Consider the following 14,975-nt stretch of genomic DNA (forward strand, 5'->3'; position numbering starts at 1 on the left):
GGATAATGATATATAGGTAGTATTTATATTGCTTATAAAAAGGGGGAAAGGGAAGATGGAAAAAGAAAGGAAAACATTTTCTTTTGGATTACGTACACAACTTATGCTATTCACTACAGTTTTAGCTTTCATTACATATTCAACAAGTATATTTTTTATTTACGTGATATACGATTATTTTCAAAGTTATGTAAGTCAAACTGTATATAATATTCTTGTTATGTTATTAGGGGTAGTATGGTCTGGGATTTTAGCATATGGAGCAGCCGTATTTTTAATTAAACCGCTTCGAAAGTTAGAGGAGGCGGCAAGAAAAGCAGCTGATGGTGATATTCGTGAAGATGTTCCATTACCGAAGACAGATGATGAAATTAAATCTTTAAGTGTTGCATTTAATATGATGTTAGGAAACTTAAGGGTCATGGTAAAAAATATTGATACAACATTTTCTTATACAAACAATCAAGTACAGCAGATTAGAAAACAAACAGGAGAAGCAACGAGACAAGCGCAAGGTGTATCTGAGACTCTTGCAGAGATTTCTTCAGGCGCTGAGCAATCAGCAGCATCAATTCAAGCAATTGTTTCTGCTGTTGATACAACGACGTCTATTGCAAGTGAAGTAGAAGAAAAAGCGAAGCAGTCTGATACGTTGTCTTCAGAAATGGTTCAAGCTTTAGGGCATAGTACTCGTGTCTTTACGTCTTTAATTCAAGGTATTCAAACATTGGCAAAAGAAAATGAAGATTCAATGCAAAATGTACAGAAGTTAGAAGAACGAATGAAACAAGTAGAACATATTGTGTCTGTTGTGAGTGCGATTGCTAGCCAAACGAATTTATTAGCACTAAATGCTTCTATTGAGGCAGCTCGCGCAGGAGAGCATGGAAGAGGTTTTGCGGTTGTTGCGGAAGAAGTACGTAAACTTGCTGATGAAAGTGATCATTCTGCAAGAAACATATCTCAGTTATTACGGAATATGCAAGATGAAGTACAACAAGTTGCAATGAAAATGACAGAACAAGTGAAAATAGCTAAAGAAGAGGCGAAACGTGGGGAAGCTACGGAATTAATTTTAAAAGAAATGTCATCAAGTGTTATGGAAGTAGCCGATGCAACTCAGCAAATTAGTAGTTATATGAATGAACAAGTGAGCCACATTCATCAAACAGGAGCACAAACAAAAGCTGTAGCAGCAATTGCTGAAGAAACGTCAGCTGGTTCGCAAGAAGTGGCGCGTGTGACGCTACAACAGTCTAAAAATATGATAGTAATCGATCAATTATTAAAAGATTTAGAGAAGCAAGCAACTGATTTGAAACAAACAATTGAACGATTTTCAATGTAAAAGGAAGAACAGAATGCTGTTCTTCTCTTTTTTATTTAGTTTGATTTAATATTTACAGTTAAACTATGAACGTTTCCGCAACATTCTTTTCTCTCCCTTTCGGATGAAAATTATAGCGAGCTATAATATTAAAAGGGGTGTCTTTTATGAAAAAAGAAAAAAGACAACGGTTAATTAAACAATTTGTAAAGGAGTATGAAATAGATAAGCAAGAAAGATTAGTAGAATTGTTAGCAAAAAAAGATGTATTAGTAACACAAGCTACGGTTTCTCGCGATATTCGTGAGTTAAACTTAACGAAGGTACCTTCTCAAGAAGGATTAATGATATATAAAGTTTTCTCAGAAGAGCATTTACAAACTGATATAAAGTTAAAGAAAAAATTACGAGAAGTTGTTGTGAAAATTGATTGTGTAGATCAATTAATGGTTATTAAAACATTACCTGGTAATGCACATGTTATTGGTGTTTTATTTGATGAGTTAGATTGGAAAGAAAAAATAGGATGTATATGTGGAAATGATACATGCCTTATAATTTCACAGTCGAAATCAGATAGGGAGATTATAGAAGAAAGATTAAATTTAATTATTTAGATGTAAAAATCCTGTTTTTAATAAAATTAAAAACAGGATTTTTGTTTAAATACGGAAGTTGAATATTCAACATATATGCGTAATATATGTGTTTTTTATTGAAAAAGCGAGAGAGTTTGTTATAAAAATACAAATTCGTATGATTTTAAAAAAATAACTTGTTTAATATTTCACAATGATAATGTGGATGCTTTCACAAAGATGAAAGTGCAGAGCATTTATTATGTACTTGTAAGACATCAAACATATTTAAAAGGAGGTACAACAAATGAAACATCCGATACATGTTACTTCAGAAATTGGGGAATTACAAACGGTTTTATTAAAACGACCGGGTAAAGAAGTGGAAAACTTGACGCCAGATTATTTGCAGCAATTATTATTTGATGATATTCCATACTTACCAATTATTCAAAAAGAGCATGATTATTTTGCACAAACGTTACGCAATCGGGGTGTTGAAGTTCTTTATTTAGAAAAATTAGCCGCTGAGGCGTTAGTAGATAAAAAACTTCGAGAAGAATTTGTTGATCGTATTTTAAAAGAAGGACAGGCTGACGTAAATGTTGCACATCAAACTTTAAAAGAATATTTACTTTCCTTTTCAAATGAAGAATTAATTCAAAAAATTATGGGCGGTGTACGGAAAAACGAAATTGAAACAAGTAAGAAGACACATTTATATGAATTAATGGAAGATCATTATCCGTTTTACTTAGATCCAATGCCTAATTTATATTTTACTCGTGATCCAGCAGCTAGCGTGGGCGATGGCTTAACGATAAATAAGATGAGAGAACCAGCGCGTAGACGTGAATCATTATTCATGGAGTACATCATTAAATATCACCCAAGATTTGCAAAACATAATGTACCAATCTGGTTAGATCGTGATTATAAATTTCCAATTGAAGGTGGCGACGAGCTAATTTTAAATGAAGAAACAATTGCGATTGGAGTGTCTGCTCGTACTTCAGCTAAAGCAATTGAACGTTTAGCTAAAAATCTCTTTAGCCGACAAAATAAAATTAAGAAAGTGTTAGCAATAGAAATTCCAAAATGCCGAGCATTTATGCATTTAGATACAGTATTTACAATGGTTGATTATGACAAGTTTACAATTCATCCAGCCATTCAAGGGCCAAAAGGGAATATGAATATTTATATTTTAGAAAAAGGATCAGATGAGGAAACTCTTAAAATTACACATCGTACTTCTTTAATGGAAGCATTAAAAGAGGTATTAGGCTTAAGTGAATTAGTTCTTATTCCATGTGGAGGAGGAGATGTAATTGCTTCTGCTCGTGAACAATGGAATGATGGCTCGAACACATTAGCAATCGCACCAGGTGTAGTTGTTACATATGATCGCAACTATGTATCCAATACGTTATTACGGGAGCACGGTATAGAAGTAATTGAAGTGCTAAGTTCGGAATTATCTCGTGGTCGTGGGGGTCCACGTTGCATGAGTATGCCAATTGTTCGTAAAGATATTTAGTATAAATAACGGAGAAAGTAGGGATGAAGTATGTTAATGACTAGACCAAATTTAAAAGGAAGAAGCTTTCTAGCAGAAAAAGATTTTACACAAGAAGAATTGTTATATTTTCTAGATTTGGCAGCAGAATTAAAAGAGAAAAAGAAAAATGGTATCCCGCATCATTATTTAGAAGATAAGAATGTAGCGCTCTTATTTGAAAAAACCTCCACTCGTACGCGCTGTGCATTTACAGTAGCATGTACAGATTTAGGGGCGAATCCTGAATATTTAGGGAAAGGTGATATTCAGCTTGGGAAAAAAGAATCCGTAGAGGATACAGCAAAAGTGTTAGGGCGTATGTTTGACGGAATTGAGTTTCGTGGATTTAATCATGAGACTGTAGAATCTTTAGCACAAAATTCTGGTGTGCCAGTTTGGAATGGATTAACAGACATGTGGCATCCAACACAAACACTAGCAGATTTATTAACAATTAGAGAACATGTAGGGAAGTTGAAAAATGTGAAGCTCGTTTACGTTGGAGATGGACGAAATAATGTTGCTAATAGCTTACTAGTTGGTGGAGCAATCGTTGGAATGGATGTACGTATTTGCACACCAGAATCTTTATGGCCTGCACAAGAAGTAATTGATTTAGCAAAAAAATATAATGAACAGGTAATGATAACAAGTAATGTGGAAGAAGCTGTTGCGAATGCAGATGTAATTTATACAGATGTATGGGTGTCTATGGGGGAAGAAGAAAAATTTGCTGAACGTGTCGAGTTATTGAGACCTTATCAAGTAAATATGAAAATGATTAAAGAAACAGGGAATGAAAACGTGATTTTCTTACATTGTTTACCTGCATTTCATGATGTTGAAACGATGTATGGCGAAGAAGTTTACGAGAAATATGGGTTGAAAGAAATGGAGGTAACTGACGAAGTATTCCGCAGTAAACATTCAAAAGTATTTGATCAAGCTGAAAATAGAATGCATACAATTAAAGCGGTTATGGCAGCTACTTTAGGAAACATGGAGTAAAGAAGAAAGGGAGTCTTCCTTTCTTCTTTCTCCTCCTTTAGACACTATCATTCACTATTGCTTTTGTATTGTTATTGCAATTAAAGAGAGGTGAGTGGAATGGGTGAAGATAAGAAATTAGGGTTGTTTACACTAACGGCTCTTGTAGTTGGGTCTATGATTGGCGGTGGAGCCTTTAATTTAGCGAGTGATATGGCAAAAGGTGCTGGTGCTGGAGCCATTATTATTGGCTGGGTTATAACAGGAATTGGGATGATTGCACTTGGATTATCTTTTCAAAATCTAACTGTAAAACGGCCAGATTTAGATGGTGGTATTTTTAGCTATGCAAAAGCAGGATTTGGTAATTTTATGGGATTTAATAGTGCGTGGGGATACTGGCTATCTGCTTGGCTTGGGAATGTAGCTTACGGTACATTATTATTTTCTTCATTAGGATATTTCTTCCCGATCTTTGAAGGCGGTCAAAATGTAGAATCCATTATTGGTGCAAGCGTATTATTGTGGTGTGTTCACATGTTAATTTTACGTGGAGTTCAATCAGCAGCACTTGTGAATTTAGTAACTACAATCGCAAAATTAGTACCTGTATTTGTATTTATTGTCATAGGAATCTTCGCGTTTCATATTGATACATTCTTAGATGGATTTTGGGGGCAAACTGGTTCTTTTTCATGGGGAGCAGTTGGTAGCCAAGTTAAAAGTACAATGCTTGTAACTCTATGGGTATTTATTGGGGTAGAAGGGGCGGTTGTTTTATCCAGTCGAGCAAAAAATAGAAGTGATGTAGGGAAAGCAACGGTTATTGGCTTAATTGGTACACTCATCATTTACATTTTAATCACATTATTGTCTCTTGGACTTATGCAGCAAGCAGATATTGCTGGTTTGAAAAATCCAGCTATGGCTTATTTATTTGAAAGTGTTGTTGGAAAATGGGGTGCTATCTTTATAAATTTAGGTTTGGTCATCTCTGTATTAGGTGCTTGGTTAGGTTGGACTTTGCTCGCTTCTGAAATTCCATATTTAGCGGCTAAAGATGGAGTATTTCCAAAATGGTTCGCAAAAGAAAATAAAAATAAGGCTCCAGTAAATTCATTATGGATAACAAATGGTTTAATTCAAATATTCTTGTTAACATTCGTCGTTTCTGATCAGGCGTATAACTTTGCATTCTCTTTAGCATCTTCAGCCATTTTAATTCCATATGCTTTTTCAGCATTTTATCAACTGAAGCATAGCTTAAAATCTGAAGAAGTAGATCGAAATAAAAATATAATAATTGGTTTGATAGCAAGTATTTATGGTGTGTGGTTAGTTTATGCAGCTGGTTTAGAGTATTTATTATTAACAATGACTTTATATGCGCCAGGTATTTTTATTTTTTACAATGTTCAAAAGCAAAAGAGTTCGAAGCAAATATTTACTCGAGTGGAATTAGCATCATCCGTAGCAATTGGTGCTTTAGCATTCTTTGCTATTTATGGATTAATTACAGGCAGTATTACTTTATAAAGCGCTGTGAAAGCGAAATGAACTGGAGGGCTGAAATATGGCACGAAGAAAAATTGTAGTTGCACTAGGGGGAAATGCGATACAGTCTGGAGAAGCTACTGCGGGAGCGCAGCAAGAAGCGTTGGAAAAAACAGCGGAACAACTTGTGAAAATAATGGAAAATGATGTGGATATAGTAATTGCGCATGGAAATGGCCCACAAGTGGGGAATATTTTATTACAGCAAAAAGCTGCAGAAACGGAAAAGACACCTGCAATGCCATTAGATACTTGTGGGGCAATGAGCCAAGGGATGATTGGATATTGGATGGAAAATGCGATTGAAAAGGCATTAAAAAAACGGAATATACAAAAAGATGTAGCAACAGTTATAACGCGCGTTGTTGTGGATAAAAAAGATGAGGCATTTAAAAATCCAACTAAACCAATTGGTCCTTTTTATACAGAAGAAGAGGCCAGAAGATTAATGGATGAAACAAAAGCAGTGTTTAAAGAAGATGCTGGTAGAGGATGGAGACGTGTTGTTCCATCACCGAAGCCTGTAAGTATTCATGAACATAAAGTGATTAATTCTTTGGTGGAAGATGGAAACATAGTGATAGCTGTTGGCGGGGGTGGAATTCCAGTAATTGATTCCGAAGAAGGGTTAAAAGGAACTGAAGCGGTTATCGATAAAGATTTCGCTGCGCAGAAATTAGCAGAATTAGTAGATGCCGATACGCTCGTTATTTTAACTGCAGTTGATCATGTGTATGTAAATTATAATCAACCGAATCAAAAAAAATTAGAGCATGTCACAGTGAATCAATTAGAAGAATATATTGAAGAACAACAATTTGCTGCGGGAAGCATGCTTCCAAAAATTGAAGCTGCTATTAATTTTGTTAATACAAATCCAAAAAGAAAAACAATTATTACGTCTTTAGAAAAAGTATATGAAGCACTAGAAGAAAAAGCTGGTACTATTATTTCAAAACAGAATGTATGCATGTATGTTTAAATTATTATGTACGCTACTTAGTAGTAAAAAAAAGAATGAGGTTAATAACTTCATTCTTTTTATTTATTAATATTTTTTGTACTCATTGTTCATAAAGTTTTCATGATGAAATCTGAATATATAAGTTAATTATGATAAAATTCAAATTGAATACGCTTTCTTGATTTTTCGCTCCAACATACAGCAAGAGAGAGGGAATTTTATGAATAGACGGAACGTAGTGAAAGACTTAAAGCAGTTCGAATTATTTGCTCATTTAACAGAAAAAAAATTGAAAGGCTTAACAGAGTTTGTTTATTGGCGAACTTATAAAAAAGGTCAATTTTTATTTTTAGAAGGGGATTCAAGGGAAAGAATTTACTTCATGTTAGATGGTTTTGTAAAGTTAGAGCGGGTTAATCAAAATGGGAACTTATTATACGATGACTATGTAAAGCGGTATTCTATTTTTCCTTATGGTGGTATGTTTACAGACAGAGGATATAACTATACAGCAGAAGCAATGACGGATGTGGAGGTATATTATATTCCAACGGTAATCTTTGAAGATATGGTAAAATCCAGCAGAACGCAATTGATGTACGTTGTTCAGCAATTATCATCTATATTAAAATTGAATGAAAATCGAGTGCAAAATATTACAATTCCTAATGCACAAGATCGTGTTATCCAAACGTTAAATTATTTAATGCAGGATTTAGGAGAACAGAGTGGGGAAAAGATTGTAATTTCATGTCCACTTACAACAATTGAAATATCCAAAATATCTGGAACATCTCGAGAGACAGTTAGCAGCGTATTAAAACAATTAAAAAATGATAGCATTGTTACAATTTTAGATAAAAAAATTACAATACACAATCCAACATATTTTGAAGAAATCTCAATGTGAAAATTGTATATTGATTTTTTAATTCATAATGTATATTAATAAGGTTCTTTATATATTTATAAGGAACTTTTTTACGTTATCCTCTATAAAAAGATTGTATAGTATGGTAATAATAGCTAAAATCGATAATAAAAAACAAAGTGAAGGGGAGAAAGAATGATTCGTATTGAGTATGATCGATTAGTAGCTATTTGTTACAGTATAGGGGTTTTGTTATTATTAAAAATTCCAAATGATAATGAATTAATTGGGGAAAAACTATTCAATGTCTATAAGGTTCCGATACATACGTATGTTTATATGGATTATAAAGTCTCAAATATATTGATTGTTTCTTTCATACTACATGTAATTGCATTTATATTATTTTTAAAATGGCTAGGAAAAAAGGAGTCTAGTACATTTAGAAAAATGAATAAGATAAAAGTAGTAGGCATTAGTATTTTGATTGTAATGATGCCGTTTATTTTAAATACAATCCTCCAGACATTGAATAAAACATGGTACTATGCAGGAAAAACAGGGGTAGAAGCAATAGAATATAAAAAAGAAGATAGCCAGTGTAGAATGGAGGAAAATGGAGATAATATCCAACCGAAGTGCATTGTTACTTTAAAAAATTATCGTAATCATTCACAAGCATTAAAAGTTGTTTTATATGATAATGCAAACGAGAATTCAAAAAGCTATCCAGTACCGAAACCAGTCTATTTACAAAAACATGAGACAAAGCAATTCGAATTTCAAGTTCCTGTTTCTTATAATAGAGGTATGGAAAAAGATAAAGTACCAAATATTAAATTACATTCATTGCATGAAAATGATACGAAATACAATTAATCTGTAAGTAAAAGTTTATGAGTAGGAGCAATAATTTGAAACGATATAGAAAATCAACTTGAATCATCCAACATACTGTGAGGTAACGGTATATTGGATGATTTTTTTATGTTATCCTCTTTTTCACGTATGAAAAGGAGGAATACTTTGGTGGAAATGAAAAACATCACAAGGATCATACATAGTTTTTACTTTACGCAATCTGTGAAAGTTAGAGCCATAATAACTAGTTTGCCAATTTTTAATGTCGATATCGGGCCAGTTCACATAGTCACCTAGTGTATAAGGATCTAAGCTTTCTCGTAAATCTTTAACCCAGCGTATATTTCGATTTTCTTCATCATCGCATTTCCAAGAGGTAATGTATTCTTGGGCAATAATTGCTTTACGATGAAAATAAGCCGTTTCATTCGGCGAAATATTTTCAACAGCACCTATGAGCGATTGATGCCAAATACTAGCATCTTTATTTGGGGCATGAGAAAGAAAGTATTGCATGAGTTGAATGCCTTTAAGGGGAATAGGTTTATAGACATAGGAACCAGAGCGCTTGAAATTTTCAGGGATGTTACCGCCATTAAAAAATTCGACAGCCTTTATATAAGGAACTTCTTCTATAAAGAGAGAGGGGCTGCCAGTTTCAAGAAGAGGGGATAATAGGGAATGGAGTTCAGAGGGAGAACCGACAAACTCGCCTTGTGCTTCGATTTTATTTCGTTGCTTGGCGAATAATTCGATCGATGAAGTGAGACGTTCATCTATATAAGGTGCCCAGTTTTGCCACGCTTGAAATGCAGCAATAAAGTCTTCCCATTCCCATGTAATTGAGAAAATTGATACATTTTTTACGGGGTGGACTCGAAAAGTTAAGGAAGTGATAATTCCGAAGTTTCCACCACCGCCACCACGGCATGCCCAAAAAAGGTTAGAGTTTTCTTGTTCATTTGCACGAATGAGTTTTGCACCAAATTTTCCACACGCTTGTACCATTTCCACTTCCATTAATTGATCACATGTTAATCCAAATAAGCGTGAAAGCATACCAATACCACCGCCAAGTGCTAATCCAACAATTCCAACGCTTGCACTTGTACCAGCAGGAATTGTAACACCGTAATTCCAAAGTTCTTTATAAACAGTGCCAAGATTTGCACCAGCCTCAATTGTTGCTGTTAATTTCTCTGTATTAACAGTAATGCGATGCATTTCACTCACATCAATAATAAGTCCTCTATTTAAAAGAGAAAAATTTTCATAGCTATGACGTCCACTTCTTAACCGAAATGGTATATGACGTTCACGTGCCCATTTTAAGGCGTTACATACATCCTTGTTATTTTGACAAAAAACAATAATACAAGGGAGTTTTGGAATACTTAAATTTAAATTCATTCGGGCTACGTCGTAGTCAGGATCTGTGGGAACAACGATACGACCTGTTAATTTTGTTTGTTTCAATTTATTACTCCTTTCTAAAATAATCAGAGCTTTTTATTAATATATGAAAAATGTCTGTAATACGCGTGGACAAGGAGAGGTGGAGAATGAGATTTACCTTTGTGAGAAATAAATAAAGCATAAGAATAAAGAATCTACATAGAGTTCAATGAAAACAGTTGCAAACTGTTCATATTTTGTTATGATAGTGTTACGAAAACGTTTGCATAAAATTCCGATGGGATGCAAAAGGAGAGAATGACTATGAATAAGACATGGTGGAAAGAAGCGGTTGCTTATCAAATTTATCCACGAAGCTTTATGGATTCAAATGGTGATGGTATTGGAGATTTACAAGGTATTATTGCAAAACTGGATTATTTAAAAGATTTAGGTATAGATGTAATTTGGATTTGTCCAATGTATAAGTCACCTAATGATGATAATGGTTATGATATTAGTGATTATCAAGATATTATGGATGAGTTTGGTACAATGGCAGACTTTGATGCTTTACTAGATGAAGTTCATAAGCGTGATATGAAGCTTATTATTGATTTAGTTATTAATCATACGAGTGATGAACATCCATGGTTTATTGAATCACGTTCATCTAAAGATAATCCGAAGCGTGATTGGTATATTTGGCATGATGGTAAAGATGGTGCGGAGCCAAACAACTGGGAAAGTATTTTTAATGGTTCGGCATGGGAATATGATGAAGAAACAGAACAATATTATTTACATCTATTCTCACGTAAACAACCAGATTTGAACTGGGAGAATAAAGAAGTTCGCGAAGTACTATATGATACGGTTAATTGGTGGCTTGATAAAGGTATTGATGGTTTCCGCGTTGATGCGATCAGTCATATTAAAAAAGAAGAAGGCCTTAAGGATATGCCAAATCCAAAAGAGTTAAAATATGTGCCATCTTTTGATAAACATATGAATGTGAAAGGTATTCAACCTTTATTAGAAGAGCTAAAAGAAAATACATTCTCTAAGTACGATATTATGACTGTTGGTGAAGCAAATGGCGTTAAGATTGAAGATGCTGAGCTTTGGGTTGGAGAAGAGCAAGGTAAGTTCAATATGGTATTCCAGTTTGAACATTTAAGTTTATGGGATGCAGAGAAGAAGAAAGACCTTGATGTTGTAGGATTGAAAAAAGTATTAACGAAATGGCAAAAAGGATTAGAGAATAAAGGATGGAACGCTTTATATATTGAAAATCACGATAAACCACGTATCGTTTCAACATGGGGAGATGATAAACAATATTGGCGTGAAAGTGCAACAGCTCTAGGAGCGATGTATTTCTTTATGCACGGTACACCGTTTATTTATCAAGGACAAGAAATTGGTATGACAAATGTTCAGTTACCAAATATTGAAGATTACGATGATGTTGCAATTAAAAATTTATATCGCGAGAAAATCGCAGAGGGCGTACCACATCAAGATATGATGGAGATTATATGGGCTTCTTGCCGCGATAATTCACGTACACCTATGCAGTGGAATGATGAGATGAATGCTGGTTTCACAACAAGTACACCTTGGTTTAGCATGAATCCAAATTGCAAAGAAATTAATGTTGAAAAGCAAAAAAATGAAGAAAAGTCTATTTTCAATTTCTATAAGAAAATGATTGCCCTGAAAAAAGAGCACGATGTACTGAACTATGGTACGTACGATTTACTTTTAGAAGACGATCCACAAATTTATGCATATACACGTACGTTACAGGATGAAAAAGTCATTGTAATTAGTAATATCTCAAAAGAGGAAGCAGTGTATAATGAGGATTTATTTGCACTAGAACGCAAACGTTTGCTTTTAAATAACTATGAAGTTGCGGAACATGAAGAAGTAACAACAATTGCTTTAAAACCTTATGAAACAAGGGTTTATCGCATTTCATAATAAAAAAGGATGCTCTTTGAGCATCTTTTTTTATGAAAAAAAATAAATTTCTATTGCAAAGTGAAAACGCTTTTATTAAAATAGATTTATGAAAACGGTTGCGTAAAGATAAAAATAAAGTAACATAAGGGATCGTTTTCATAAAGGGAACAGAAATTATAATTTAAATCATTATGTTGTTATAAATAAAGGGGAGGAAGAACAGATGAAAATTACGTCTTTTGATTTTTGGCAAAAGTTCGGGAAAGCGTTATTAGTTGTTGTAGCCGTAATGCCAGCAGCTGGTTTAATGATTTCCATCGGTAAGTTAATTGGTATGTCTGCTGGGGATGTTAACGCAGTTCATACAATTGCTCGCGTAATGGAAGACATCGGTTGGGCAATCATTACAAATCTACACATCTTATTCGCAGTAGCAATTGGGGGATCTTGGGCGAAGGATCGTGCAGGTGGTGCATTTGCAGCGCTATTAGCATTCGTCTTAACAAACCGAATTACAGGAGCTATATTTGGCGTAAACGCTCAAATGTTAGCGGATTCAAAAGCGACAGTTTCTTCAGTAATAGCAGGAGATTTACTTGTAAAAGATTACTTTACTTCTGTACTTGGTGCACCAGCATTAAACATGGGAGTTTTCGTGGGGATTATCACAGGTTTCTTAGGAGCTAATCTATATAACAAATATTATAACTATAATAAACTGCCACAGGCATTAGCATTCTTTAATGGAAAACGATTTGTACCATTCGTTGTAATTCTTTGGTCTACAGTTACTGCGATTGTATTATCACTTCTATGGCCATTCATCCAAAGTGGGTTAAATGAATTTGGTCGCTGGATTGCAGCTTCAAAAGATAGTGCACCAGTTGTTGCACCGTTTGTATATGGAACGTTAGAGCGTTTATTATTACCATTTGGTTTACACCATATGTTAACGATTCCAATGAACTATACAGAGCTAGGCGGAACATATACGATGCTAACTGGTTCAAAAGTTGGACAAGTTGTAGCAGGACAAGATCCATTATGGCTTGCATGGATTACAGATTTAAATAATTTATTGGCAAATGGAGATACGAAGGCATATAACGATTTATTAAATAACGTTGTACCAGCTCGTTTCAAAGCTGGACAAGTTATCGGCTCAACAGCAGCGTTAATGGGGATTGCATTTGCGATGTTCCGTAACGTTGATAAAGAAAAGCGTGCAAAATATAAACCAATGTTTTTATCAGCAGCATTAGCAGTATTCTTAACAGGTGTAACAGAACCAATTGAATTCATGTTCATGTTTATTGCTCCAGTATTATATGTTGTATATGCTATTACAACAGGACTTGCATTCGCGTTAGCTGATTTAATTAACTTACGTGTTCATGCATTTGGATTCATTGAGTTAATTACTCGTACACCAATGATGGTTAACGCAGGTTTAACAAGAGACTTAATCAACTTTGTTATTGTTTCATTAGTGTTCTTCGGTCTTAACTTTACACTATTTAATTTCTTAATTAAAAAATTCAACTTACCAACACCAGGGCGTGCAGGTAACTATATTGATAATGAAGATGAGGCATCAGAAGGAACAGGAAATGTACAAGATGGTTCATTAGCAACAAAAGTTATCGATTTATTAGGTGGAAAAGAAAATATTGCTGACGTAGATGCTTGTATGACACGCTTACGTGTAACAGTAAAAGACTTAGATGTTGTTGCACCAGAAGCACAGTGGAAACAAAATGGTGCTTTAGGGCTTATTGTAAAAGATAAAGGTGTACAAGCGGTATATGGTCCGAAAGCTGACGTATTAAAGTCAGACATTCAAGATATGTTAGGTGCGTAATAATATGAAATTGCTAACTTTAAACTGTCATTCTTGGCAAGAAGAGAATCAAATAGAAAAGATACAATACCTTGCTAAAGTAATTCAAGAAGAAGAGTACGATGTCATCGCATTGCAAGAAGTAAGTCAGTCCATACAAGCTGAAAATGTATGCGGTAACAAGAAAGAAGATAATTTTGGACTTTTACTATTAGAAGAGTTAAAAGCGCTACATGTAAAAGATTACAATATTACTTGGGATTTCTCTCATATTGGTTATGACGTGTATGAAGAAGGGTTAGCGATTATAACGAAGCATAATATTATAAAAGAAGATACGTTCTTTATTTCAGAAAACGAGGATACAACGTATTGGAAAACGCGTAAAATTGTAAGTACAACAATTGCTTATAATGGTAAAGATATAACGTTTTACTCTTGCCATCTCGGTTGGTGGAATGATGAAGAAGAGTCATTCAAAGGTCAAGTTGATCGTTTGATGGGGCGTGTAGATAGTAATAAGCTCGCCTTCTTAATGGGGGATTTTAATAACAATGCTCGCTTGGAAGGCGAAGGTTATGAGTATATGATGCAAAAAGGGTTGTATGACACATATGAATTAGCAATAGAGAAGGATGAAGGAACGACTGTCCAAGGCGAGATTGCTGGTTGGGATGAAAATAAACATAATTTGCGAATCGATCTAATATTGTGTAACCAAAGTAAAAAAGTTCATTCTTCAAAAGTTATTTTTAATGGTACAAACAGAAATGTAATTTCAGATCATTTCGGTGTAGAGGTTCAATTGGATATATAATAGAAGAAATCCTCACAGAGAATAAAAGCTGTGAGGATTTTTTTTAGGAATACAAGTATTTCCAAGAGAAAATACTTGTATTTTTTATGACATTTCATATATATTTGTTATTATTGAATGTAAAACCGATTTGGTCATTTTGTATTCATACTTTGACTCACTTCGTTATATAATAAAGTAAGTGAAAGTTAATGGGAAAAAATAGTACGTTTTTGGTTAATACACGATGTAGAAAGTGATATAATTGCA

Annotated in this window: 11 protein-coding genes and 2 pseudogenes; 12 read left to right on the top strand and 1 reads right to left on the bottom strand. The window is 34.1% G+C overall.

Annotated features, from left to right (window positions below; all coding sequences use genetic code 11):
• Positions 1-220: 220 nt before the first annotated feature.
• The 9 genes and pseudogenes from OXT04_RS30200 to OXT04_RS17790 form a co-directional block, all read left to right on the top strand.
• Positions 221-406 (top strand): annotated as a pseudogene (locus tag OXT04_RS30200) (HAMP domain-containing protein); the annotation flags it as partial.
• A 369-nt stretch (positions 407-775) separates the two neighbouring features.
• A pseudogene (locus OXT04_RS30205) lies at positions 776-1,348 on the top strand (methyl-accepting chemotaxis protein); the annotation flags it as partial.
• 146 nt (positions 1,349-1,494) lie between these two features.
• A complete protein-coding gene (argR, locus tag OXT04_RS17760) occupies positions 1,495-1,944 on the top strand; it encodes an arginine repressor (protein ID WP_000711826.1) in 450 nt (149 codons plus the stop codon).
• Between the two features lie 268 nt (positions 1,945-2,212).
• The gene (arcA, locus tag OXT04_RS17765) at positions 2,213-3,445 is read left to right on the top strand and encodes an arginine deiminase (RefSeq protein ID WP_000682331.1); all 1,233 of its coding nucleotides are present in this window, start codon (positions 2,213-2,215) and stop codon (positions 3,443-3,445) included.
• A 30-nt stretch (positions 3,446-3,475) separates the two neighbouring features.
• Entirely contained in the window at positions 3,476-4,474 is a 999-nt protein-coding gene (gene argF, locus OXT04_RS17770) for an ornithine carbamoyltransferase (protein WP_000930283.1), read from the top strand.
• Between the two features lie 99 nt (positions 4,475-4,573).
• A complete protein-coding gene (gene arcD / locus OXT04_RS17775; RefSeq protein WP_000503413.1) occupies positions 4,574-5,989 on the top strand; it encodes an arginine-ornithine antiporter in 1,416 nt (471 codons plus the stop codon).
• Positions 5,990-6,026: 37 nt separating this feature from the next.
• Positions 6,027-6,989, top strand: a complete 963-nt coding sequence (gene arcC / locus OXT04_RS17780) for a carbamate kinase (RefSeq protein WP_000113953.1) — start codon at positions 6,027-6,029, stop codon at positions 6,987-6,989.
• Positions 6,990-7,191: 202 nt separating this feature from the next.
• Positions 7,192-7,881, top strand: a complete 690-nt coding sequence (locus OXT04_RS17785) for a Crp/Fnr family transcriptional regulator (protein WP_001081906.1) — start codon at positions 7,192-7,194, stop codon at positions 7,879-7,881.
• Positions 7,882-8,037: 156 nt separating this feature from the next.
• Positions 8,038-8,721, top strand: coding sequence for an ABC transporter permease (locus OXT04_RS17790; protein ID WP_267416393.1), 684 nt, complete (start codon positions 8,038-8,040; stop codon positions 8,719-8,721).
• Between the two features lie 123 nt (positions 8,722-8,844).
• Here OXT04_RS17790 and OXT04_RS17795 read toward each other — a convergent pair whose 3' ends face one another.
• Positions 8,845-10,179: an FAD-binding oxidoreductase gene (locus OXT04_RS17795; protein WP_097821967.1), complete on the bottom strand. Its 1,335-nt coding sequence runs from the start codon at positions 10,177-10,179 to the stop codon at positions 8,845-8,847.
• 243 nt (positions 10,180-10,422) lie between these two features.
• Between OXT04_RS17795 and OXT04_RS17800 the strand changes: the two genes are divergently transcribed.
• From OXT04_RS17800 to OXT04_RS17810, 3 genes are all read left to right on the top strand, one after another.
• On the top strand, positions 10,423-12,087 hold the full coding sequence (locus OXT04_RS17800) for a glycoside hydrolase family 13 protein (protein WP_097821966.1): 1,665 nt from the start codon (positions 10,423-10,425) through the stop codon (positions 12,085-12,087).
• A 205-nt stretch (positions 12,088-12,292) separates the two neighbouring features.
• Positions 12,293-13,930, top strand: a complete 1,638-nt coding sequence (locus tag OXT04_RS17805; protein WP_000705569.1) for a PTS transporter subunit IIBC — start codon at positions 12,293-12,295, stop codon at positions 13,928-13,930.
• A 4-nt stretch (positions 13,931-13,934) separates the two neighbouring features.
• Complete coding sequence (locus tag OXT04_RS17810; protein ID WP_000771989.1) at positions 13,935-14,726, top strand: endonuclease/exonuclease/phosphatase family protein; 792 nt, start codon at positions 13,935-13,937, stop codon at positions 14,724-14,726.
• The last annotated feature ends 249 nt before the right edge of the window (positions 14,727-14,975 follow it).

Origin of the sequence: Bacillus sp. GC_Bacil_1 (assembly GCF_026540675.1) — a bacterium.
Lineage (GTDB): Bacteria > Bacillota > Bacilli > Bacillales > Bacillaceae_G > Bacillus_A > Bacillus_A cereus.

Excerpts from the sequence above, each read along its gene's own strand:
- argR (WP_000711826.1), top strand. The coding sequence starts at position 1,495 with ATGAAAAAAGAAAAAAGACAACGGTTAATTAAACAATTTGTAAAGGAG.
- arcA (WP_000682331.1), top strand. The coding sequence starts at position 2,213 with ATGAAACATCCGATACATGTTACTTCAGAAATTGGGGAATTACAAACG.
- argF (WP_000930283.1), top strand. The coding sequence starts at position 3,476 with ATGTTAATGACTAGACCAAATTTAAAAGGAAGAAGCTTTCTAGCAGAA.
- arcD (WP_000503413.1), top strand. The coding sequence starts at position 4,574 with ATGGGTGAAGATAAGAAATTAGGGTTGTTTACACTAACGGCTCTTGTA.
- arcC (WP_000113953.1), top strand. The coding sequence starts at position 6,027 with ATGGCACGAAGAAAAATTGTAGTTGCACTAGGGGGAAATGCGATACAG.
- OXT04_RS17785 (WP_001081906.1), top strand. The coding sequence starts at position 7,192 with ATGAATAGACGGAACGTAGTGAAAGACTTAAAGCAGTTCGAATTATTT.
- OXT04_RS17790 (WP_267416393.1), top strand. The coding sequence starts at position 8,038 with ATGATTCGTATTGAGTATGATCGATTAGTAGCTATTTGTTACAGTATA.
- OXT04_RS17800 (WP_097821966.1), top strand. The coding sequence starts at position 10,423 with ATGAATAAGACATGGTGGAAAGAAGCGGTTGCTTATCAAATTTATCCA.
- OXT04_RS17805 (WP_000705569.1), top strand. The coding sequence starts at position 12,293 with ATGAAAATTACGTCTTTTGATTTTTGGCAAAAGTTCGGGAAAGCGTTA.
- OXT04_RS17810 (WP_000771989.1), top strand. The coding sequence starts at position 13,935 with ATGAAATTGCTAACTTTAAACTGTCATTCTTGGCAAGAAGAGAATCAA.